This is a genomic window from Pseudonocardia petroleophila, assembly GCF_014235185.1.
Taxonomy (GTDB): Bacteria; Actinomycetota; Actinomycetes; order Mycobacteriales; family Pseudonocardiaceae; genus Pseudonocardia; species Pseudonocardia petroleophila.
The window spans coordinates 4,760,598-4,782,081 of sequence record NZ_CP060131.1; the positions used below are offsets into that span (position 1 = coordinate 4,760,598).

At 75.1% G+C, this 21,484-nt stretch carries 20 protein-coding genes; 13 read left to right on the plus strand and 7 right to left on the minus strand.

From position 1 onward, the window contains the following. Positions 1-104: 104 nt before the first annotated feature. Complete coding sequence (locus H6H00_RS23475) at positions 105-1,427, minus strand: MFS transporter (protein ID WP_185717863.1); 1,323 nt, start codon at positions 1,425-1,427, stop codon at positions 105-107. A 225-nt stretch (positions 1,428-1,652) separates the two neighbouring features. On the opposite strand from H6H00_RS23475, the gene H6H00_RS23480 reads away from it, so the two are divergent. From H6H00_RS23480 to H6H00_RS23505, 6 genes are read left to right on the plus strand one after another with little or no spacing between them, the layout of a single operon-like run. Then, the gene (locus H6H00_RS23480) at positions 1,653-2,966 is read left to right on the plus strand and encodes an ABC transporter substrate-binding protein (protein ID WP_221775640.1); all 1,314 of its coding nucleotides are present in this window, start codon (positions 1,653-1,655) and stop codon (positions 2,964-2,966) included. Further along, positions 2,963-3,889 carry a carbohydrate ABC transporter permease gene (locus H6H00_RS23485; protein WP_185717864.1) on the plus strand — a complete coding sequence of 309 codons (927 nt, stop codon included), beginning with the start codon at positions 2,963-2,965 and terminating at the stop codon, positions 3,887-3,889. Before H6H00_RS23480 ends, H6H00_RS23485 begins: the two co-directional genes overlap by 4 nt. After that, complete coding sequence (locus H6H00_RS23490) at positions 3,886-4,701, plus strand: carbohydrate ABC transporter permease (RefSeq protein WP_185717865.1); 816 nt, start codon at positions 3,886-3,888, stop codon at positions 4,699-4,701. Before H6H00_RS23485 ends, H6H00_RS23490 begins: the two co-directional genes overlap by 4 nt. Further along, on the plus strand, positions 4,698-6,743 hold the full coding sequence (locus tag H6H00_RS23495) for a glycoside hydrolase family 31 protein (protein ID WP_185717866.1): 2,046 nt from the start codon (positions 4,698-4,700) through the stop codon (positions 6,741-6,743). Before H6H00_RS23490 ends, H6H00_RS23495 begins: the two co-directional genes overlap by 4 nt. Continuing rightward, the gene (locus H6H00_RS23500; protein WP_185717867.1) at positions 6,740-7,792 is read left to right on the plus strand and encodes an LLM class flavin-dependent oxidoreductase; all 1,053 of its coding nucleotides are present in this window, start codon (positions 6,740-6,742) and stop codon (positions 7,790-7,792) included. Before H6H00_RS23495 ends, H6H00_RS23500 begins: the two co-directional genes overlap by 4 nt. Before the next feature lie 50 nt (positions 7,793-7,842). Then, a complete protein-coding gene (locus tag H6H00_RS23505) occupies positions 7,843-9,243 on the plus strand; it encodes an ATP-binding protein (protein ID WP_185717868.1) in 1,401 nt (466 codons plus the stop codon). Between the two features lie 48 nt (positions 9,244-9,291). Here the strand turns inward: H6H00_RS23505 and H6H00_RS23510 are convergent, their stop codons facing one another. From H6H00_RS23510 to H6H00_RS23520, 3 genes are all read right to left on the minus strand, one after another. Beyond that, a complete protein-coding gene (locus H6H00_RS23510; protein WP_185717869.1) occupies positions 9,292-9,960 on the minus strand; it encodes a pentapeptide repeat-containing protein in 669 nt (222 codons plus the stop codon). 87 nt (positions 9,961-10,047) lie between these two features. Next, positions 10,048-11,829, minus strand: a complete 1,782-nt coding sequence (locus H6H00_RS23515; protein ID WP_185717870.1) for an ABC transporter ATP-binding protein — start codon at positions 11,827-11,829, stop codon at positions 10,048-10,050. Next, positions 11,829-13,079 carry an NUDIX hydrolase gene (locus H6H00_RS23520; protein ID WP_185717871.1) on the minus strand — a complete coding sequence of 417 codons (1,251 nt, stop codon included), beginning with the start codon at positions 13,077-13,079 and terminating at the stop codon, positions 11,829-11,831. Before H6H00_RS23520 ends, H6H00_RS23515 begins: the two co-directional genes overlap by 1 nt. 77 nt (positions 13,080-13,156) lie before the next feature. Between H6H00_RS23520 and H6H00_RS23525 the strand changes: the two genes are divergently transcribed. The 5 genes from H6H00_RS23525 to mshC all read left to right on the plus strand — a co-directional run bounded on the left by H6H00_RS23525 (position 13,157) and on the right by mshC (position 18,421). Next, the gene (locus H6H00_RS23525; protein ID WP_185717872.1) at positions 13,157-14,041 is read left to right on the plus strand and encodes an alpha/beta fold hydrolase; all 885 of its coding nucleotides are present in this window, start codon (positions 13,157-13,159) and stop codon (positions 14,039-14,041) included. A 9-nt stretch (positions 14,042-14,050) separates the two neighbouring features. Further along, the gene (locus H6H00_RS23530) at positions 14,051-15,997 is read left to right on the plus strand and encodes a vWA domain-containing protein (RefSeq protein WP_185717873.1); all 1,947 of its coding nucleotides are present in this window, start codon (positions 14,051-14,053) and stop codon (positions 15,995-15,997) included. 104 nt (positions 15,998-16,101) lie between these two features. After that, positions 16,102-16,503, plus strand: a complete 402-nt coding sequence (locus H6H00_RS23535; protein WP_185717874.1) for an SRPBCC domain-containing protein — start codon at positions 16,102-16,104, stop codon at positions 16,501-16,503. Next, entirely contained in the window at positions 16,500-17,162 is a 663-nt protein-coding gene (locus tag H6H00_RS23540) for a GNAT family N-acetyltransferase (protein WP_185717875.1), read from the plus strand. The genes H6H00_RS23535 and H6H00_RS23540 overlap by 4 nt, the downstream gene beginning before the upstream one ends. Positions 17,163-17,182: 20 nt before the next feature. Then, on the plus strand, positions 17,183-18,421 hold the full coding sequence (gene mshC / locus H6H00_RS23545; RefSeq protein ID WP_185717876.1) for a cysteine--1-D-myo-inosityl 2-amino-2-deoxy-alpha-D-glucopyranoside ligase: 1,239 nt from the start codon (positions 17,183-17,185) through the stop codon (positions 18,419-18,421). Here the strand turns inward: mshC and H6H00_RS23550 are convergent, their stop codons facing one another. Next, positions 18,422-18,577: a hypothetical protein gene (locus tag H6H00_RS23550; RefSeq protein ID WP_185717877.1), complete on the minus strand. Its 156-nt coding sequence runs from the start codon at positions 18,575-18,577 to the stop codon at positions 18,422-18,424. It lies immediately after the preceding gene. Between the two features lie 34 nt (positions 18,578-18,611). Here H6H00_RS23550 and H6H00_RS23555 point away from each other — a divergent pair, with 34 nt between their 5' ends. Both H6H00_RS23555 and H6H00_RS23560 read left to right on the plus strand, forming a co-directional pair. Beyond that, complete coding sequence (locus tag H6H00_RS23555) at positions 18,612-18,971, plus strand: DUF2237 family protein (RefSeq protein ID WP_185717878.1); 360 nt, start codon at positions 18,612-18,614, stop codon at positions 18,969-18,971. A 13-nt stretch (positions 18,972-18,984) separates the two neighbouring features. Beyond that, the gene (locus H6H00_RS23560) at positions 18,985-19,374 is read left to right on the plus strand and encodes a pilus assembly protein CpaE (RefSeq protein ID WP_185717879.1); all 390 of its coding nucleotides are present in this window, start codon (positions 18,985-18,987) and stop codon (positions 19,372-19,374) included. On the opposite strand, the gene H6H00_RS23565 is transcribed toward H6H00_RS23560, so the two are convergent. Both H6H00_RS23565 and H6H00_RS23570 read right to left on the minus strand, forming a co-directional pair. Beyond that, positions 19,359-20,498: an MFS transporter gene (locus tag H6H00_RS23565; protein WP_185722720.1), complete on the minus strand. Its 1,140-nt coding sequence runs from the start codon at positions 20,496-20,498 to the stop codon at positions 19,359-19,361. The two genes, H6H00_RS23560 and H6H00_RS23565, sit on opposite strands and share 16 nt — an antisense overlap. Next, on the minus strand, positions 20,495-21,370 hold the full coding sequence (locus H6H00_RS23570; RefSeq protein WP_172162544.1) for a PAC2 family protein: 876 nt from the start codon (positions 21,368-21,370) through the stop codon (positions 20,495-20,497). Before H6H00_RS23570 ends, H6H00_RS23565 begins: the two co-directional genes overlap by 4 nt. Positions 21,371-21,484 lie beyond the last annotated feature (114 nt).

Genomic DNA, 21,484 nt, shown 5'->3' on the forward strand with positions numbered 1-21,484 from the left:
GGGGCGAACCCCACCTGTCGTCTGCCACGCGCTCCCCGTCCCTGGTATCGGCTTCCGCACCGCGGCACGACGGGGTCTCGATCGCTCGAACGGCGATGTCCAGGTTAACCCGCCGTGGCCGGTTCCACCCGATCCGGACCCCCGACGAGCAGCGCGACGATCCCCAGCACGGGCAGCGCGATCAACAGGCAGAACGCGGCCGGCACGCCGATGACGCCGCTCAGGCCCCCGACCAGCGCCGCACCGACGCTGGCACCCGTGAGGAACACCAGGGTCGCGATCCCCAGCGCGACGCCGCGCTGGGCGCCGGGCACGGCGGCCCCGACCGAGGAGATCATCGCCGGCTGCCCCACACCGAACGCGATCGTCACGAGCACGACGGCGGTGGCGAGCAGCCACGGCGACTCCAGCACCCCGCCCAGCGCGGCGACCAGCAGCGCCACGACGGCCGTCGGGCAGGCCAGTGCGATCGTCCGGCGGCCGCCGAGCCGGACGAGGAGGCGGCGCGCGATGGGCGGGGAGAAGAACCCGACGACGGCGGCCGGGACCAGCAGCAGGCCGGTGGCCAACGGGGTCCAGCCCCAGGACGCGGCGGCGAGCGGCACCCCGAGCAGCAGGGCGAACCAGCTGGCGGGCACCGCGGCGGCGGCGAACGCGCTGCGCAGCACGGTGACGTTGGTGACGATCGAGCGCGGCAGGAACCCCTCCGGACGGCGGCGGACCCACCAGGCGACGGCGGGCGCGCCGACGGCGAGCAGCACGGCCCCGATCGATCCCGCCACGATCCCGGCGGACGGTGACTGGATGAGCAGCACCAGCCCGGAGGCGGCCACGGCGACCAGCAGGGCACCGACCTTGTCGACGGGCTCACCGCTGCCGCCCCCGGGGGCGCCGCGCCACAGCATCGGGATCGCCAGCAGCCCGACGACCGGCAGCGCGACCGACCACCGCCACCCGCCCAGCGCCTCCAGCGCGCCGCCCAGCAGCGGGCCCAGCGCGCTGAGCGTGCCCGCGACCCCGGCCACGCGCCCGAGCGCCGCGCCTCGCTCCTCCCCGCTCCAGCGGGCGCTGATCAGCGCCGTGCCCAGCACCGCCACCGACGCGGCGCCCGCCCCCTGCAGGACGCGGGCCACCATGAGGACCCCGAAGCTCGGGGCGAGCGCCGCACCGACGGCGCCCAGCCCCATCAGCGTGACGCCGACCGTCAGCGGGAGCCGGATCCCGGCCATGTCGGCGAGGCGCCCGTGCAGCGGCGTCGCGACGGCGAGGGCGACGGTGTAGCCGCTGACGATCCAGGCCGCGGTGGCGGCGGTGATGCCGAGCTGGTCGGAGAGCTGCGGCAGCGCGACGGTCACGGCGGACGTCGAGGTGCCGGCGAGCCCGAACAGCAGGCCGAGCAGGACGGCGGTGCGCCCGGGCGAATGCATGTCCGAAGGCAACGATCTCCGGAGCAGCCGCATTCCCCGGTCGGGGCGTCTCGTCCCGCCCGTCGCCCGTGTTGCGACCGCGACGGACCGTCTGCTGGGATGGCGGCCGTGCTGCCGCCGTCGCTCGAGGGGTTCTGGCCCAGCAGGCGCAGCGCCCACTTCGACGGGCTCTGTCCGGCCCGACCGGCGTCCTGACCGCGTCCGCCCACTCCTGTCGAGGTTCCCGTGTCCCGTCTGTCCCGCCGCCACTTCCTGGCCGGCACCGCGGCCGCAGGCCTGCTCGCCGGGTGCGCGCTGCCCGGCACGACCCGCGCCGGCGGGGCCGCCCCGGGCGGTGGGGGCGCCTCCGGTCCGGCGCTCGTCCCGGCCCCGGCCCGCCCGGCGTCGGGAGAGATCTCGTTCGCGCACTGGCGCGGCGAGGACCGGGCGGTGCTCGACGGGATCATCGCGGCGTTCGTCGCGGAGAACCCGGGTGCCGCGGTGCGCCAGGACATCAGCCCGTCGAGCGACTACCAGTCCACGGCGCTGCTGCGGATCCGCCGGGGCGGCACCGGGGACGTGTTCACCGCGTTCCGCGGGGCGCAGTTCGTCGACATGGTCGACGCCGGGCTCTACGGCGACCTGTCCGCACAGCCGTTCACCGACGGCTACCTGCCCCGGCTGGTGCGCTCGGGCCGCGACGCGCAGGGCAACCAGCTCGGCCTGCCCTACCAGTACGTGTTCAACATGCCGCTGGTCAACACCGACCTGCTGGCCGCGGCGGGGGCGAGCTCGGCCCCGGCCGACTGGGACGGCTTCCTCGCGCTGTGCGAGTCGCTGCGCGGTCTCGGCATCGCCCCGATCGCCTGGCCCGGCGGGGAGCCCGCCAACGCGGGGCAGCTGCTCAACGCGATGGTCATGAACAACGCGCCCACCGACGACATGTTCACCGCGATCGAGGCCGGCACCGCCCGGGTCACCGACGACTGGTTCCTCACCACCCTGCGCCAGTACGCCCAGCTGGCGCCGTACTTCCAGGACGGCGCGCTCGGGGCGTCCTCGGAGCCCTGCCAGCAGGTGTTTGCCTCCGGCGGGGCGGCGATGCTCGCGACCGGGTCGTTCCACCTCACCGCCGTCCGGACGCTGGGGGCCGCGTTCCCGATCGACCTCATCGCCCCGATCACGGTCGACGCCGGGGCGGCCCGCCACCAGGGCGTCGCCAACGCCACGTTCCTCGTCGGGGTGAGCACGTCGTCGGAGAAGCAGGACGCGGCGGTGGCGTTCGTGGAGTTCCTGTCCCGCCCCGAGGTGGCCTCGCGCTACGCCAACGGCACGGTGCAGCACTCCACGGTGGCGGGCGTCGAGTACACCGACCCGGACCTGCGGGCCACCGCCCGCTGGCTCGACGCGCCGGTGATCCTCGCGCCGCGGTTCCAGTTCGAGAACCTCGACATCCGGTCGGCGGTGGAGAACGCCTGCGTGGAGGTGGTGCGCGGGGTGCCGCCGGAGCAGGCGGCCGAGTCGGCGCAGACCGTGGTCGACCAGCGGCGGCCGGGATGACCGCCGTCGCCGACGCGCCGGCCGCCGCGACGACGCAGCGACGGCCCCGGGCGAGCGGGGTGCGCCCGGCGCGCACGCTGTGGCTGTTCGCCGCCCCCGCGCTGGCCGTCTACACCTACTTCTTCGCCGCCCCCGCGCTGCAGACGGTGCTCTACTCGGTCACCGACTGGGACGGCTACAGCGCCGAGTTCTCCTGGGTCGGACTCGACAACTACGTCGGGCTCACCACCGCCGACGACCAGTTCCGCAACGCCGCGCTCAACAGCCTGCAGTTCACCTTCGTCGTCGCGATCGCGCAGACGCTGCTGTCGCTGGGGCTGGCGGTGCTGCTCACCCGCACCACCCGGGCCTCGACGGTGCTGCGGGCGGTGTTCTTCTTCCCGGCGATCCTGTCCAGCGTCGCGGTGGCGTTCGTGTGGAAGTTCGTGTTCGACCCCGAGCTGGGCCCGCTCGACCCGGCTCTCTCGGCGATCGGGCTCGGCGGCAGCGGCTACCTCGCCGAGCCGGGCACCGCGATACTGTGGCTCGCCGTCGTGCAGGTGTGGGCGCACGCCGGGCAGCTCATGGTCGTGTTCATCGCCGGGCTGCAGCAGATCCCGGAGATGTACTACGAGGCCGCGAAGGTCGACGGGGCGTCGCGCTGGCAGCGGTTCCGCTACATCACGCTGCCGCTGGTGGCGCCCACCGCCCTGATCGTGGTCGCGTACACGACCGTCCAGTCGTTCAAGGCGTTCGACCTGGTCCTCGGCCTGGCCGGCAACCCGCCGAACCCGCCGCTGGACATCCTCGCCACCCGCATCTACGCCGGGTTCGCCGACTCGCGCTTCGGCTACGCCGCGGCCGAGTCCGTGCTCTTCCTCGTGCTGATCGCGCTGGTCACGTGGCTGCAGCGGCGCGCCATCTCCCGGGGGGCGGACGCGTGAGGTACTCCCTGGGGCGCGGCACCGCGCTGACCGTCTACACGCTGGTCATCGTCGTGCCGCTGCTGATCGTCGTGTTCGGCACGTTCAAGACCACCCAGGACCTGTTCGCGTCCCCACTCGGCCTGCCCACGGCCGCCACCGGCGCCAACTACGGCACCGTGCTCGCCGACGGCCAGATCACCGTCGCGCTGCGCAACAGCATCGTGGTGACGGCGTGCGTGGTGCTGCTGACCCTCGGCCTGGCCTCCGCCGCGGCGTTCGCGTTCACCCGGCTGACGGGGCGGCTCGCGCTGGCCGCGTACGGGTTCGTCGTGGCCGGGCTGGCGGTGCCCGTGCAGGCGTCGATGGTGCCGCAGTTCGTGCTGTTCGACCTGCTCGGGCTGACCGACTCGCTCGTCGGGCTGGTGCTGGTGCAGACCGTCACCGGGCTGCCGGTCGCCGTCTTCATCCTCACCGGGTTCATGCGCACGCTGCCGCGGGAGCTGTTCGAGGCCGCCGACGTCGACGGCGCGTCCCCGTGGCGCACGTTCCGCTCGATCGTGCTGCCCCTGTCGACGCCGTCGCTGGCCGCCGCGGCGATCTTCCTGCTGGTGATCTCCTGGAACGACCTGCTCTACCCGCTGCTGTTCATCACCGACCCGGCCAAGCAGACGCTGCCGCTGGCCCTGCTCGGCTTCACCGGCGAGTACCTCACCGACTACCCGCTGCTGTTCACCGGCGTCGTCGTCGCGTCGCTGCCGCTGGCGGTGGCCTACGTGCTGCTGCAGCGCTGGTTCGTCGCCGGGCTGACGGCGGGGTCGGTCAAGGGATGACGTCCCTGGTCACCGCGCTCACGTCCTGGCGCCTGGACGGCGGGCGGCTGCACCTGACGCTGCAGGAGCGGTCGGCGCAGCGCTCGCACACCGGCGGCTGGCTCACCGCCGACGCGGCCGGGCTCGAGGCGTCGCTGCCGAACCTGCCCGCCGCGCTGCCCGCCCCCGCCGGCCCGGCGGGGGAGCGCCAGCTGGTGGTGTCGGTCGTCGGTGACGGGGTGGTGCGGCTGCGGTCGGGTCCGGACCTGCCGCCGCTGGGGATCCTGGTCGCCGAACCGGAGCCGCGGCCGGTCGAGGTGCTCGACGTCGGCGACGGGCTGGTGCTGCAGGGGCCCGGGGTCGCGCTGCGGGTCCGGGCGCGGCCGTTCGGCTTCACGCTGCTCGGCGACGCCGGGCACCTCGCCGTCCGCACGGCCGAGCACGTCCGCCAGACCGACGGCCTCCCGCTCGCACCCGCGCTGCGCCACGACACCGGCCCGGTGCTGGGGATCGCGCTCGACGGCGCCCCGGTGCACGGATTCGGCGAGCAGTTCGCCGCGTTCGACCTGCGGGGCCGCGCCCTGACGCTCCGGGTCGCCGACGCGATGGGCACCGCCACCGGGCTGGCGTACAAGCCGGCGCCGGTGTGGCAGTCCGGCGGGCACCTGGGGTTCCTCAACACCGGTGCGGTCGTGCACGCCGACGTCGGCCAGTCCGTGCCCGACGCGCTCGTCCTCGGGATCGCCGACGCCACGCTCGACCTGTTCCTCGTCGCCCACCCCGACCCGGCGGAGCGCCTGCGCCGCTACACCGCGCTCACCGGCCGCGCGCCCGAGCCGCCGGACTGGTCGCTGGGGTTCTGGCTCGGGCGCTGCCGCTACCACTCGGCGGAGGAGATGCTCGCCGTCGCCGACCGGCTGCGCGCCGAGGACGTCCCCGCCGACGTCCTGCACTGCGACCCCGACTGGCTGCGCGTCGACCGCCTCAACTGCGACTTCGACTGGAACACCGACCGCTTCGGCGACCCCGCCGAGTTCGTGGCCGCGCTCGCCGAGCGGGGCCTGCGGCTGTCGCTGTGGGAGCTGCCCTACCTCGACCCGGCGTCCCCGCGGCACGCCGAGGCGCTCGCGGCGGGGCACCTCGTCGTCGACGCCGACGGCGAGCCGGTGCCCGTGCAGGGCACGCCGACCCCCGACGGGCGGCCGCGTGCGCTGGTCGACCTGGGCTCGCCGGACGCCAGGGCCTGGTGGCAGAAGCTGCACGCGCCGCTGCTCGACGCCGGGGTGGCGGTGTTCAAGACCGACTTCGGCGAGGGGCTGCCCGACGGCGCCGCGCTCACCGGGGTGCCGCCCGCGCACGCGCACAACCTCTACCCGCTGCGCTACCACTCGGCCGTCGCCGCGGTCAGCGGGCTGATCTGGGCGCGGGCGGGGTGGGCCGGGTCGCAGCGGTACCCGACGGGCTGGGCCGGGGACGCCGCCGCCACCGTCGACGGGATGCGGGCCACGCTGCGCGGCGGGCTCAACGCGGCGATGTCGATCCCGGGGTGGTGGAGCCACGACATCGGCGGGTTCAGCGCCGGAACCGAGTCGGGCCCCCTCTACGCCCGCTGGCTGCAGTTCGGGGCGCTGTCGCCGATGATGCGCGCCCACGGGCTGCACCCGCGCGAGCCGTGGGCGTTCGGGCCGGAGGTGCTGGCGATCGCGCGCCGGTTCGTGAAGCTGCGCTACCGGCTGCGGCCCTACCTGCGGCGCCTGGCCCGCGACGCCGCCGCCGGGCTCCCGGTGCTGCGGCCGCTCGCGCTGGCCTTCCCCGACGACCCCGACGCCGCCCGCGTCGACGACGCGTTCCTGCTCGGCCCCGACCTGCTCGTGGTCCCGGTCTTCTCCGACTCGCCCGATCCGGTGCGCCGCAGCTGGTACGTGCCCGCCGGGGAGTGGACGGACCTGCTCACCGCGCAGCGGTACACCGGCCCGGCGCGGGTCACCGAGCAGGTGCCCCTGGACCGCATCCCGCTGCTGGTCCGGGCCGGGGCCGACCTGCGACTGGAGGAGCCGACATGAGCGTCGAGGTGTCCTGGTTCGCCGCCCTGTGCGACGACGACCACGAGTTCCTCGGGGTGTCCGATCCCGCCCTGCTGTCGTCGTGGGAGCACTGCCGCGGCATCGCACTGGCCGCCGAGGAGGCCGGGTTCGACAACATCCTGCTGCCCTCGGGGTACGCCCTGGGCATCGACTCGGTGGCCTTCGCCGCCGGCATCGCGCCCCTGCTGCGGCGGATGCGGCTGCTGCTCGCTGTCCGGCTCGGGGAGATGTGGGTGCCGCAGCTGGCCCGCCAGCTCGCCAGCATCGACCAGATGCTCGGCGGGCGGCTCACCGTCAACGTCATCTCCTCGGACCTGCCCGGGCAGACCCTCGGGTCCGCGCCCCGCTACCGGCGCACGCTGGAGATCATGCGGGTGCTCCGCTCCCTGCTCGACGGGCAGCCGGTCGACGTCGACGGCGAGTTCGTGCAGCTCACGCTGGACCCGCCGCGCGTGCGGGCCGTCGGCCGGGCGCCGTTCTACTTCGGCGGGATGTCGGAGGCCGCGCGCGAGGTGGCCGCGCAGGCCGCCGACGTGTTCCTGCTGTGGCCCGACACGCTGCCCAAGGTCGCCGCCACCCTCGACGACCTGCGCGCCCGCGCCGCCGCGCACGGCCGCACGCTGCGGTTCGGCTACCGCGCGCACGTGATCGTCCGGGAGACCGAGGCGGAGGCGCGCGCCGCCGCGGCCCGGCTGGTGTCGAAGCTCGACGACGGGGTGGGGGAGCGGGTGCGGGCGCAGTCGCTCGACACCGGCTCGGCGGGCGTCGCGAACCAGGTGGCGCTGCGCGACTCCGCCGACGACGAGGGCTACGCCGAGGCGAACCTGTGGACCGGGATCGGCCGGGCCCGGTCCGGGGCGGGCGCGGCGATCGTCGGGGACCCCGACCAGGTGCGGGCCAAGCTGACGGCCTACGCCGAGCTGGGCGTCGAGTGCTTCATCCTCTCCGGCTACCCGCACCGCACCGAGGCCGACCTGTTCGCCCGGTACGTCCTGCCGGGGCTGGACCACGCCCCGCTGGAGTTCTGACGGGTGTCGGTCCGCAGGCCGACGGGGGCCCGCGGGCGTAGCGTGGAACCGTGCCCCACGATCTTCCCCGCACCGACCTCCCGCAGACCCTGGGCGCCCTGCGCGCCTCCGGACACCAGCTGCGCGGCGTCAAGGACGAGATCCGCGCAAACCTCGTCGACGCCCTGCGCGCCGGCCGCGACCCGTGGCCCGGCATCGTCGGCTTCGAGTCCACCGTGCTCCCGCAGCTCGAGCGGGCGCTGATCGCCGGCCACGACGTCGTGCTGCTCGGCGAGCGAGGCCAGGGCAAGACCCGCCTGCTGCGCTCCATCACGAACCTGCTCGACGAGTGGACGCCCGTGATCGAGGGCTCCGAGCTCGGCGAGCACCCGTACGACCCGATCACCCCGGCGTCGCAGCGCCGGGCCGCTGAGCTCGGCGACGACCTGCCCGTCGCCTGGAAGCACCGCGACGACCGCTACACCGAGAAGCTCGCCACCCCGGACACCGCGGTGGCCGACCTGATCGGCGACATCGACCCCGTCAAGGTGTCGGAGGGGCGCTCGCTGGGCGACCCGGAGACCATCCACTACGGGCTGGTGCCCCGCGCGCACCGCGGCATCGTCACGATCAACGAGCTGCCCGACCTGGCCGAGCGCATCCAGGTGTCGCTGCTCAACGTGATGGAGGAGCGCGACATCCAGGTCCGCGGCTACACGCTGCGCCTGCCCCTGGACATCCTGCTGGTGGCCAGCGCGAACCCCGAGGACTACACCAACCGCGGGCGCATCATCACCCCGCTCAAGGACCGCTTCGGCGCGGAGGTGCGCACGCACTACCCGCTGGAGCTCACCGACGAGATCACGCTGGTGGAGCAGGAGGCGCACCTCGTCGCCGACGTGCCCCGGCACCTGCTGGAGATCGTCGCGCGGTTCACCCGGGCGCTGCGCGAGTCGAGCGCGGTCGACCAGGGCTCCGGCGTCTCCGCGCGGTTCTCCGTGGCCGCGGCCGAGACCGTCGCGGCCGCCGCGCTGCGCCGCGCCGCGATCACCGGGGAGGCGCACGCCGTCGCCCGGCCCGTCGACCTCGAGTCGGTGCCCACGGTGCTCCGCGGCAAGCTGGAGTTCGCCTCCGGCGAGGAGGGTCGCGAGATCGAGCACATGGAGCACCTGCTGCGCCGGGCCACCGCCGACACCGCCCGGGCGCGGCTGCGCGGCATCGACCTCAACCCGCTCGCCGAGGCCGTCGCGGGCCAGCCGGTGCGCACGGGCGAGCGGGTGCCCGCGGCCGAGGTGGTCGCCGCGCTGCCGCAGGTGGAGGCGCTGACCGAGATCGCCAAGCGGCTCGACGCGGGCGGTACCGAGCAGCCCGGCCCGATGGCGAGCGCCGCGGAGCTGGCCCTGGAGCTGCTGTTCCTCACCCGGCGCCTGGCCAAGGACACCGCCGACGACGACTCGGTGAGCTACGGCTGACCCCCGTGCGCGGAAACGGCTGCCCGGGCAGCCGTTTCCGCGCACGGGTCAGTCGGTGACCTCGATGCCGAGCGCCCCGAGCAGCGCCGCCCCGACCGGGACGAGCTGGTCGGGGCTGATCCGCGCGCCGGCCAGCGACATCGCGCCGCGCACGTCGTCGAGCCGGGAGCCGTGCAGCCGGGTGCCGGCGAGGCGGGCCTCGTGGAACGAGGCCTCGCCGAGGTCGCAGCCGAGGAACGCGCAGCCCGAGGCGGTGAACGAGTAGAAGTCCGCCGCGTGCAGCGAGGTGTTCTCCACCAGCAGGAACGTGCCCGTGGCCATGCGGAAGCCGGTGAGGTCGGCCGTGCTGTCGGTGATCCGCACGTCGTCGAGCCGGGCGCCGGCGAAGGACGCCCCGGTGAGCCGGCAGTCGGTGAACGTGACGCGGCGCAGCACCGCGTCGTCGAGGACTGCGCCAGACAGGTCGCAGTGCTCGAACCGGGTGTCGCGGGCCCGGAACCCGGTGAGCTCGCGCCCCCGGAGGTCGGCGCCGGTCCAGCGGCACTCGCGGAGGTCGAGATCGGCCACGCGGGGCGGCACCTCGACGTCGGCCCCCGCGTCGACGCCGTCCCAGACGGCCCCGTCCTCGGCCACCGCGGGCGCGGGGTCCCACCGCGTCGGGGTGTCCGGCGGGTCCGGGAGCAGCTTGGTGGGGCGTGTCCGACGGGCCCGTGCCATGGCCCGGACCCTACCGATCCTGCCCGGCACCGATCCTGCCCGGCACCGATCCTGCTCAGCACCGATCCTGCCCGGCACCGGTCGTGCTCAGCCGGCCGCGGCGAGCCGGGGCCGCGGGGACGGGGCCGGGCGGTCGCCCAGCAGCCGGTGCATGTCGCGGAACACCCCCGGTCGCGCGGCGAGCTCGGCGTGCGTGCCCGAGTCGACGACCCGGCCCCGGTCCAGGACGTAGATCCGGTCGGCCTTCTGCAGCGTCGAGAGCCGGTGCGCCACGACGATGACGGTGCGGCCGGCCGTCAGGCGCTCCAGCCCCCGCATCACCAGCGACTCGCTGACGGCGTCGAGCCCGGACGTCGGCTCGTCCAGGATGACGACCGGGGTGTCGCGGACCAGCGCCCGGGCGATCGCGATGCGCTGGCGCTGCCCGCCCGACAGCGAGCTGCCGCGCTCGTGCACCTCGGTGTCCCAGCCGTCGGGGAGCCGGTCGACGAACTCGTCGACGTGGGCCGCCCGCGCCGCCGCGATGAGCTGCTCGCGGGTGGCGTGCGGCGCGCCGAACGCGATGTTCTCCAGGATCGTGCCGGACATCAGCGCGGCGTCCTGCGGCACGAGGGAGACCTGGTCGCGGATCGAGTCCAGCGTCAGGTCCCGCACGTCGTGGCCGTCGAGCCGGACCGAGCCGGACTGCACGTCGTAGAGGCGGGGGATCAGGCCCGACACCGTCGACTTCCCGGCCCCGGTCGGCCCGGCCAGCGCGATCGTCTGCCCGGGCAGGGCGGTGATGTCGACGCCGTCGAGGATCGGGCGGGCCGGGTCGTAGCCGAAGACGACCCCGCGCAGGGCGACGTGGCCGCGCATCCGGCGCAGCGGGCGGGCGCCGGGCCGGTCGCGCACCGCGGCCTGCACGGCGAGGACCTCCAGCACGCGGTCGGCGCTCGCCTGGCCCTTGCTGATCGTGGTCTGCAGCTTCGCGAGCTGCTTGACGGGCTGGTAGAGCTTCTCGTTGTAGGCCAGGAACACCAGCAGCAGGCCGAGCTCCATCGCCCCGTCCAGCACCCGCAGCGTCCCGACGAGCAGCACGACCGCGCGCCCGACGTGCACGATGACGTCGACGGCGGCGGGCAGCCGGGCCGCGAAGTCGACGCGCTGCAGCCCCGCGGCGAGGCGGGCGTCGGAGAAGGACCGGAAGCGGCGCTCCGACCGGCCCTCGCCCGCGTTCGTCGCCACCAGCCGGATCGCCGAGAGCACCTCCGAGGCGTGCGAGGCGACCTTCCCCTCCTCCTTGCGGGCGACGGCGGCCCAGCTCTTGATGATCCGGCGGTAGCGCACGAGCACCAGGTACAGCGGCGGCACGACGAGCAGCGACAGCAGCGCGAAGAACGGGTCGATCGCCACGGAGATGGCCAGGATCCCGACCAGCAGCGTCGCGTTGGGCAGCAGCACCGACAGCACCGCGACGAGCAGGCTCTGGATGGTGTTGACGTCGTTGGTGAGCCGGTTGCCGAGGTCGCCGACGCGCTGGGTCTGGTGGTAGCCCAGCGACAGCCGCTGCAGGTGGGCGAAGGTGGCCGTGCGCAGGTCGGCCAGCATCTTCTCCCCGACGCCCGACAGCGTGCGCTCGGCGAGGTAGGTCACCCCCGCGCCCAGCGCGGCGAGGACGCAGATCGCGGCGATGCACGCCGCGAGCAGTCCCGGTCCGGAGAGCGGGCCGAACGGGCGGCCCGCCAGCACGTGGTCGACGACGACCTTGAGCGGCCACGGCAGGGCCAGCGCGAGGCCCGCGCCGGCGAGGATCAGCAGGCCGCCGATCGTCAGCTCGCGGCGGTGGGGGGCGAGGGTGCCGCGGAAGCGCCACAGGACGGAGAGCATCAGGCCGCCCGCCCCGTGCCGTGCTCGCGGACGAACGCGGCGACGACGGCGCGGTCGCGCTTGCGGGTGAGCAGCCCGGCCGCGTCGGCCAGCGGCACCCAGCGCACCTCGTCGATCTCGGCGGGGTCCGGCGGCGCCGCGGGCCCGACCGGCGTCATGTGCCAGAACCGCACGTGTTTGGCCCGGTTGTTGCGGTCCCGGTAGACGACGGAGTGGATCTCCGCGCCCATCCGGCAGCGCAGCCCGGTCTCCTCGCGCACCTCGCGCAGCGCGCACTCCTGCACGGTCTCGCCGGGGGCCGTCGCGCCCTTGGGGATCGACCAGTCGTCCTGCCGGACGCGGTGCACGACGAGCACCTCCGGGCCGCCCGGGCCCGGCCGCACGACCAGGCCGCCGCCCGCCGCCTTGGGCGGGCCGTCGTCGTCGGCGGGGATCAGGTGACCGAGCGCGGCGACCCCGGCCAGCGCCTTCTCGACCTGGCGGGTCACCCAGACCCGGCGCTCGACGATCCGCGCCAGGTCCCGGCGGGTGGTGCAGGCGGGCAGGCGCTCCTTCAGCTCGTGCGCGGCCCCGACCCGCAGCGCGGCGGCCGCGGCGGTGCGCAGGGCGTCGGCGGCGGGCCACAGCCCGATCACCGGGAACTCCAGCCGGGCCGCGACCTCGACGACGACGATCAGCTCGGCCGCCCGGCGGTGCAGCGACTCCAGGTCCTGCACGGGCGTCTCCTTCACGAGCTTGCGCCAGCGCCGGTGCAGCATCGGCGGGAGCAGCACCGCGGCCGGCAGGCCCGGGTCCCCGACGGGGGCGGCGGCGCGCAGCGGGGCCGGTTCGCGGCCCGACGCGAGGAAGGCGAGCGCGGCCCCGGTCTCCGGGTCGAGCGCGGCGGGGACGGTCTCCAGGAGCGCGGCGCGCTCGCGCCCCGTCGACGCGACGAGCGCGTCCGCCGGCCCGGAGCCGCCGCACTCCGCGAGCAGCCGGACCCGCCCGTCGAGCACCGCGATCCGGGCGAGCACGGCCGTCACCTCGTCGAGGCCGTCGCGCAGCGCGACCGTCCAGCCCTTGTCCAGCACCGGGCGCAGCGAGCGCAGGTCGGTGCGCAGGGCGCCGAGCGCGTCGAGGGCCGCGGCCACCTCGGCCGGCCCGTCCTCGCGCGCCAGCACCCGCAGCCACCCGACGACCGTGGCCGCGTCGCCGGCGAGCCGGGTGCGCGCGACGGCGCCGATGCTGGGGGTCAGGGGCGGTGGGGTCATGGGGACCAGCGTCGGGCCGGCCGATGGCGCCACCATGAACGGTCGGTGAGCGGCTTCTCATCCGGCAGGATCGGGGGATGGCCGCACCGCTCGTCCCCGCCGGGGCCCGTGTCGAGTTCGTCGCCCACGCCGGGGGCCGGGTCCGCGTGCTGCGCGGCGGGCCGGCCGGCGCCACCCCCGTCGTGCTGGTGCACGGCGGCGGCCCGGACAACGCGGCGATCTCCTGGTTCGAGGTGTTCGGCGAGCTGGCCCGCACGCGGCCGGTGCTCGCACTCGACCTGCCCGGGTTCGGTTACACCGAGGGCCTGCCCGTCGACGGGGCGCCCGCCGCGATGGCAGAGGTCGCCGTGGCCGTCGCCGGATCGGCCCCGGCCGTGTGGGTCGGGGTGTCGATGGGCGGCGACGTCGTGCTGAACGTCGCCCTGCGCCACCCGGTCGCCGGGCTCGTCCTCGTCGCGCCGGGCGGGTTGGCCCGCTACGCCGGGAACCGCGTGGTGCACCCGCTCGCCTGGCTCGCCGGACGGCTCCCCGACGCCGTGCTGCTGCCCCTGCTCCGGCTGGCCAACCGGTTCACCGGCACCGCGGTCCGGGCGATGGTGCACGACCCGGCGAGCGTGCCCCCGCCGGTCCGCGAGGAGATCCGGCGGGAGTCCCGACGGCTGCGGCTGGGCTACCTGCGCTACAACCAGGCGACGGTCGGGCCGTGGCGGATGCGCAACGACCTCAGCGCGCGCGTCGGGGAGATCCGGGCGCCCGCGCTGTTCGTCCACGGCCGCGAGGACGGGCTCGTCGACCCGCAGGACTCCGTCCGCGCCGCGGCGGCGATGCCCGACGCGCGCGTCGTCCTGCTGCAGGGGTGCGGGCACTGGGCGCAGATCGAGCAGCGCGACCGGTTCCTGGCCGAGCTCGGGCCCTTCCTGGACCGGATCGACGACGAGCACGACCGGGGTGCGGAGACGTAGCGTGGAGGGGTGACACGACGCCGCCCCGGTTACCAGTACGGCCCCTACGTCGACGGGCCCGATCCGCTGGCTCCGCCGTTCGACCTGCGCGCGGCCATGGACGAGATCGGCCGCGACGTCATGGAGGGCTCCTCGCCCCGCAGCGCCCTGCAGGAGCTGCTGCGCCGGGGGATGGAGAACCGCCGCGGCCTCGACGAGCTGACGCGCGAGCTCTACCAGCGCCGCTCGAAGCTCCAGCGGGAGAACCGGCTCGACGGCACGCTGCAGGAGGTCCGCGAGCTGCTGCAGCGCGCCCTGGACGCCGAGCGCGACAGCCTCGGCCGCCAGGACACCGACGACGCCCGCTTCCGGGAGATGCAGCTCGACGCCCTGCCCACCGACACGGGCGGCGCCGTCCGCGAGCTGAACTCCTACGACTGGCAGAGCTCCGAGGCCCGCGAGGCCTACCAGGAGATCCGCGACCTGCTCGGCCGCGAGATGCTCGACCAGCGCTTCGCCGGGATGAAGCAGGCGATGCAGAACGCGACGCCGCAGGACGTCGAGGCCATCCGGGAGATGCTCGACGACCTCAACTCCCTGCTCGCGAACCACGCCGCGGGGCAGGACACCACCGAGCAGTTCCAGCAGTTCATGGCGAAGCACGGCGAGCACTTCCCGGAGGACCCGCAGACCACCGAGGAGCTGATCGACACCCTCGCGCAGCGCGCGGCGGCGGCCCAGCGGATGCTCAACTCGATGAGCGCCGAGCAGCGCGCCGAGCTGATGGAGCTCGCGCAGCAGGCGTTCGGCGACCCGCGCCTCGCTCAGGCCATGGCCCAGCTCGACGCCCAGCTCCAGGGCCTGCGCCCCGGCGAGGACTGGGACGGCCAGGGCCGCTTCCGCGGCGAGAACCCGATGGGCATGGGCGAGGCCACCCGCGCGATGGAGGAGCTGGGCCAGCTCGACGCGCTCGCCGAGCAGCTGTCCCAGAGCTACCCGGGTGCGCGGCTGGAGGACATCGACCTGGAGTCCGTCGGGAAGCACCTGGGCGACCAGGCCCGCGTCGACGCCCGCGCGCTGGCCGACCTGGAGCGCGAGCTGCAGAGGCAGGGGCTGTTCGAGCGGGCCGCCGACGGGTCGCTGCAGCTGTCCCCGAAGGCGCTGCGGCGGCTGGGGGAGTCGGCGCTGCGCGAGGTCGTCGACCGGATCGGGGCCCGGCGCGGCGAGCGCGACACCCGCCGCTCGGGTGCGGCCGGCGAGGCGACCGGCGCGACCCGGCCGTGGGCGTTCGGTGACACCGAGGCCTGGAACGTGCCGAAGACCCTGCTCAACGCCCAGCTGCGCCGGGCGGGCGGCGACCCCCGGCAGCTCGACGTCACCGACGTGGAGATCGTCGAGACCGAGCAGAGGACCCGCGCGTGCGTGGCGCTGTGCGTCGACACGTCCTGGTCGATGGTGCAGGACGGGCGCTGGGTGCCGATGAAGCGCACCGCGCTCGCGCTGCACCAGCTCATCTCCACCCGCTTCCGCGGCGACGACCTCAAGCTCATCACGTTCGGCCGGCACGCCCGGTCGGTGGAGCTGGGCGAGCTCGTCGGCCTGGACGGCGCCTACGAGCAGGGCACCAACCTGCACCACGCCATGCTGCTCGCCGGTCAGCACCTGCGCCGCAACCCCGACGCCCAGCCGGTCGTCCTCGTCGTCACCGACGGGGAGCCGACGGCCCACCTCGAGCCGGACGGGCACGCCGCGTTCGACTACCCGACCAGCCCGGAGACGCTGCGGGCCACCGTGGCCGAGGTCGACCGCCTCACCGGCCTACGCGCCGCGTTCACCTTCTTCGTCCTGGGCGACGACCCCCGCCTCGCGGCCTTCCTCGACGGCCTCGCCCGGCGGTGCGGGGGCCGGGTCGTCGCCCCCACGCTCGACGGCCTGGGCGCGGAGGTGGTGGCGGACTACCTGCGCACCCGCCGCTGACCCACCCACCCGCCGGATGGTCCTGTCGCCGTGCCTCGCCCGGGTCTACGGTCGGCCGCCGGGACCGAGGAGGAGCCGTGCCGAGTTCGTACCGTGTGCACCGGGTGGTCGATGCCGACCCGCAGACCGTGTGGGACCTGCTGACCGACGCCCCCGCCTACCCGCACTGGAACCCGGCGGTGGTGTCGCTCGGCGGCCGGATCGCGGTGGGGGAGAAGATCGCGATGGTGTCGGTGGTGTCCCCGAAGCAGACCTTCACGCTCACCGTCGACCGGATGGACGAGCCGCGGGAGATGGTCTGGTCCGGGGGGCTGCCGCTGGGCCTGTACCGGGGCGTCCGGACGTTCACCCTCGCCCCGCTCGACGGGGGCCGCACCGACTTCACGATGGCCGAGGTGTTCGGCGGCCCGCTCGCGCCGCTGATGAACCGCGTGGTCCCCGACATGACCGACTCCTTCGAGCAGTTCGGGGATGCGGTGGTCGCCGCCGTGCGCGGGGCGCGTTGATCACCTGGCGGCGGGTCACCGCCGAGGACCTCCCGATGCTCGGGCGCTGGCTCGCCGTACCGGCCGTGGCGCGCTGGTGGAACCACGAGACGTCCCCGGAGGCCGTCGAGCGGGACTTCGGGCCGACCCTGCGCGGCGAGGAGCCGGCCGAGGACCTCATCGCCTCGCTCGACGGGCGGCCGTTCGGGCTGGCGCAGCGCTGCCGCATCGACGCGTACCCCGACGAGTTCGCGGAGCTCTCCGCGCTGACCGACGTCCCCGACGGCGCGATGACGATCGACTACCTCGTCGCCGAGCCCGGCCGCGGCCTCGGCACGCCGATGATCCGTGCGCTGCTCGCCGACACGTGGGCGGCGTTCCCGGACACCCCGTGCGTCGTCGTGGCGGTGGCCGAGGGCAACATCGCGTCGTGGCGGGCGCTGGAGAAGGCCGGGTTCGTCCGTGTCGGGCAGGGGCACCTGGAGCCCGACAACCCGATCGACGACGGGTGGCACGTCGTGCACCGCATCGACCGGCCGCAGCGGTGCGAGCGCTGCCCGGCGCAGCGGGCCGGGGCCGACCCGACGTGGTCGCTCGGGACCGACGGGTGGCTCTGTCCGGTCTGCACCCGGACGCACGTCCGCGACATCGAGGCGAAGCTCGCATCCGAGTGGTGGTGAGCCCGCGTAAGTTGTGGCGTATGCACACCTGGGCCCCCGTCGACGTCCCGCTCGTGCCCGGCGAGGGCCCGCCCCTGCGCCTGTACGACACCTCCACCGGCCGCGTCCGGCCCACCGCCCCCGGGCGCGAGGCGCTGATGTACGTCTGCGGCATCACCCCCTACGACGCCACCCACCTCGGCCACGCCGCCACCTACCTGGCGTTCGACCTGGTCAACCGGCTGTGGCGCGACCTCGGCCACGACGTGCACTACGTGCAGAACGTCACCGACATCGACGACCCGCTGCTGGAGCGCGCCGCCCGCGACCAGGACGACTGGGTCGTGCTCGGCATGCGCGAGACCGCCCTGTTCCGCGAGGACATGGAGGCGCTGCGGGTGATCCCGCCGCGGCACTACATCGGGGCGGTCGAGGCGATGGGGGAGATCTCCGAGCTCGTCGGGAAGCTCCTGGCCTCGGGTGCGGCGTACCGCGTCGACGACGCCGAGTTCCCGGACGTCTACTTCGACTCCGCGGTCACCGGGCACTTCGGCTACGAGTCGAACTACGACGAGGAGACGATGCTGCGGTTCTCCGCCGAGCGCGGCGGCGACCCCGAGCGGCCCGGCAAGCGCAGCCCGCTCGACCCCCTGCTGTGGCGCATGGCCCGCGACGGGGAGCCGCACTGGGAGTCCGACCTGGGCGCCGGGCGCCCCGGCTGGCACGTCGAGTGCGCCGCGATCGCGCTCAACCGGCTCGGCCCGCAGATCGACCTCAACGGCGGCGGCTCCGACCTGATCTTCCCGCACCACGAGTGCGGGGCCGCCCACGCCGAGGCGTTCACCGGGGTGCACCCGTTCGCCCGGCACTACACGCACACCGGGATGATCGGCCTCGACGGCGAGAAGATGTCCAAGTCCCGGGGCAACCTGGTGTTCGTGTCCAAGCTGCGCTCGGAGGGCGTCGACCCGAACGCGATCCGGATCGCGCTGCTCGCCGGGCACTACCGCGAGGACCGGGCCTGGACCGGCGCACTGCTCGACGAGGCGAACGCCCGCCTGGCCCGCTGGCGCGAGGCCGTCGCCCTCACCGCGGCACCTGCGGCGGACGACCTGGTCACGAGCCTGCGCACCCACCTCGCCGACGACCTCGACACCCCGCGGGCCATCGCCGCTGTCGACGCGTGGGCGGCGCAGGCCCTGGAGCGCCGGGGCTCCGACGAGACCGCCCCGGCGCTGGTCCGGGACGCCCTCGACGCCCTGCTCGGGATCCGGCTCTAGCTAGTCGGGGATCTCCGGTCCGTCCTCGTCCTCCTCGTCCGCCGCGGTCTCGGCGGGCGAGGCGGGCACCGGCACGTCGAGGTCGAGCTCGGGGGCGTGGGGGTTGAGGGGGCCGTCGGGGTCGGGCTGCTGGTTCTCGGGTGCCTGTGTGGACATGCCCCCGCTTACCCGTTCTGGTTGCATGTCGCACATGGCCCACAACGTGCTCGGCGGCGACCTCGCGGTCTGCGGCACCGATCCGATGACCGGCTTCTACCGCACCGGCTGCTGCGACACCGGCGGCGAGGACCAGGGCGTGCACACGGTGTGCGCGCAGGTCACCGCCGAGTTCCTGGAGTTCAGCGCGGCCGCGGGCAACGACCTGTCCACGCCGAGGCCCGAGTACGGGTTCGCGGGCCTGCGACCGGGTGACCGCTGGTGCCTGTGCGCGTCGCGGTGGGCCGAGGCGCTGGAGGCCGGCGCCGCCCCGCCCGTCGTGCTGGAGGCCACCCACGCGCGCACCCTGGAGTGGATCGACCTGGCCGACCTGAAGACCCACGCCGTTCCGTGACCGTGGAGGCGCCGTGATCTCCCTCGAGCTCGCCGACCGGCTGCGCGCCGCGGGCCTGCCGTGGTCGCCGGTGTCCGGCGACCGGTTCGTCATCGCCGACCGCGGCATGGACGACCAGGTGTGGGTCGTCAGCGAGCTGACGATCGAGGTGCACGACGGCCCGGGCGGGCGGACCCTGCGGTTCAACGGCACCACGGAGTGGGCCCTGGACAGCGTCGACGCCGACGCGGCGGTCTGGCTGCCGCACGAGGGCCAGCTGCGCACGGCGCTGGGGGCGGCGTTCCGGGCGCTGGAGCCGGTGGGCGACGGCTGGGCCGTCGTCACCGGCGACGGGACCCGCCACATCGACGTCGACGCGGAGCGCGCCTACGCCCGCGCGCTCCTGGCTCAGCTGGCCGGCTGAGCGGGCGCCGGGCGCGGCAGTGCGATCGGCACGACCACCGCCAGCACCAGTGCGGGCAGCAGGAACGCCGCGAGGGGGTCGGCCGCGAAGACCGGGGTCAGGGCGAGCGGGGTGAGCGCCCCGCCGCCGAACCGCACGGCCTGCACCACCGACATCGACCCGCCCGGGTTGCCCCCGGACGACCCCAGCACCAGCGCGTTCACGCCGACGAGCAGGAGCTGCGTCGCGGCCCCGCCCACCGCCCACGCCGCCGCGACCGCCCAGACCACGGGTGCGAACCCCACCGCGACGACGACGAGGACGCCGAGCCCGGCGCCGAGCAGCACGCTGCGCCGCGGCCCGATCCGGTCCACCCCGCCGCCCACCAGCCGGGCCGTGAGCAGGCCAACCACCCCGAGGCCGGTCAGCACCAGCCCCCGCGCCCCGGCGCCCAGCCCGAACTCGTCCTCCAGCCGCAGTGCGACGAGGAAGTTCAACCCGGACAGGCACCCCCAGCCGACCGCGGCGACCACCCCGGCCCGCAGCACCGACGGCCGCCACGCCGAGCGCAGCGAGGCCCCCAGCGACCCCCGCGCCGCCGACGGCGCCCCGGACGGGATCCCGGCCACCGCGAGCAGCGTCGCCACCACCGCGACGCCGCCGAACGCCCAGCGCCAGTCGAACTCGGCCGCGAGCCCGCCGAGCAGCGGCGCGGAGGTCTGGCCGAGCGCCTGCAGCGACCCGAACCAGCCCAGCGCGCGACCGAGCCGGTCCGGGGCCGTCGCCGAGGCGATCGCGGCGAGCAGCAGGGGAGTGGTGAACCCGTTGGCGAGGCCCTGCAGCGCCCGTCCGGCCAGGAACACCGGCCAGGCCCAGGCCAGCACGCACATCGACGACGCCAGCACGTAGAGGGCGTAGCCGAGCACGACGGTGCGCCGGCGCCCCCAGCGCTCGCCGAGGGTGCCGGACACGAGCATGACGGCCGCGAACGGCAGCAGGTACGCGGTGACCGAGACGGCCGCCGTGCCGGCGGGGACACCGAACGTCGCACCGAGCTCCGGCAGCATCGCCACGGTGACGCCGCCGCCGAACGGCCCCAGGAACGCGCCCGCGTAGAGCCCGCCCCGGGCGAGGGGACCGGTCAGCTGCCCGCGCCCCCGCTGCCGCGACGGCGCAGGTAGCGCTCGAAGTCGGCGGCGATCGCGTCGCCGTCGGCCTCCGGGAGCACGTCGGTGTCCTCCGCCTCGGCCTGCTCCTCGAGCTGGCGCACGTACTCGCGCACCTCGTCGTCGGCCTCGGCCATCTCCGAGACGGTGCGCTCCCACTCCTCGGCCTGCTCCGGCAGCCCGCCGAGCGGGACCTCGACGTCGAGGACCTCCTCGATGCGGTGCAGCAGCGCCACGGCCGCCTTCGGCACGCGGGCCTGCGAGACGTAGTGCGGCACCGCGGCCCAGAACGACATCGCCGGGACGCCGGCCTCGACGCAGGCGTTCTGGAAGACGCCGACGATGCCGGTGGCGCCCTGGTAGGTGGACTGCTCCACCTGCATCCGCTTCGCGGAGTCGACGTCGTAGGAGATGCCGCTCACGGTGGTGGGCCGGGTGTGCGGGATGTCGGTGAGCAGGGCACCGAGGGTGATGACCTTGGTCACGCCGAGCCGCTCGACGTGCCCGAGCAGCTCGGAGCAGAACGAGCGCCAGCGCAGGTTCGGCTCGATGCCGTTGACGAGCACGACGTGCCGCTCGGTGCCGGGGAGCGTGGCCACCGACAGGCGGGTCGTCATCCACTCGATCTTGCGGGTGACGCCGTCGGTGTAGCGGACGTGCGGGCGCGTGACCTGGAAGTCGTAGTAGTCCTCGGGGTCGATCGACGCCAGCGGGGTGGCGTCCCAGCTGAGCTCCAGGTGCTCGAGCGCCGTGCTCGCGGCCTCACCCGCGTCGTTCCACCCCTCGAACGCGGCGATCATCACCGGGTCGACGAGTCGGGGCAGGTCGGATGCCGGGTCGGGATCGGTCATCGCCCCAGCCTACGGCGGTGAGGCCGTCCCGTGGCGTTCCGGTCGGTGTCGGCGGGTTCGCGACCGGTAGCATCTCGGACGCGGTCGAGAGGCGCTGCAACGGTTGGCTCGCCA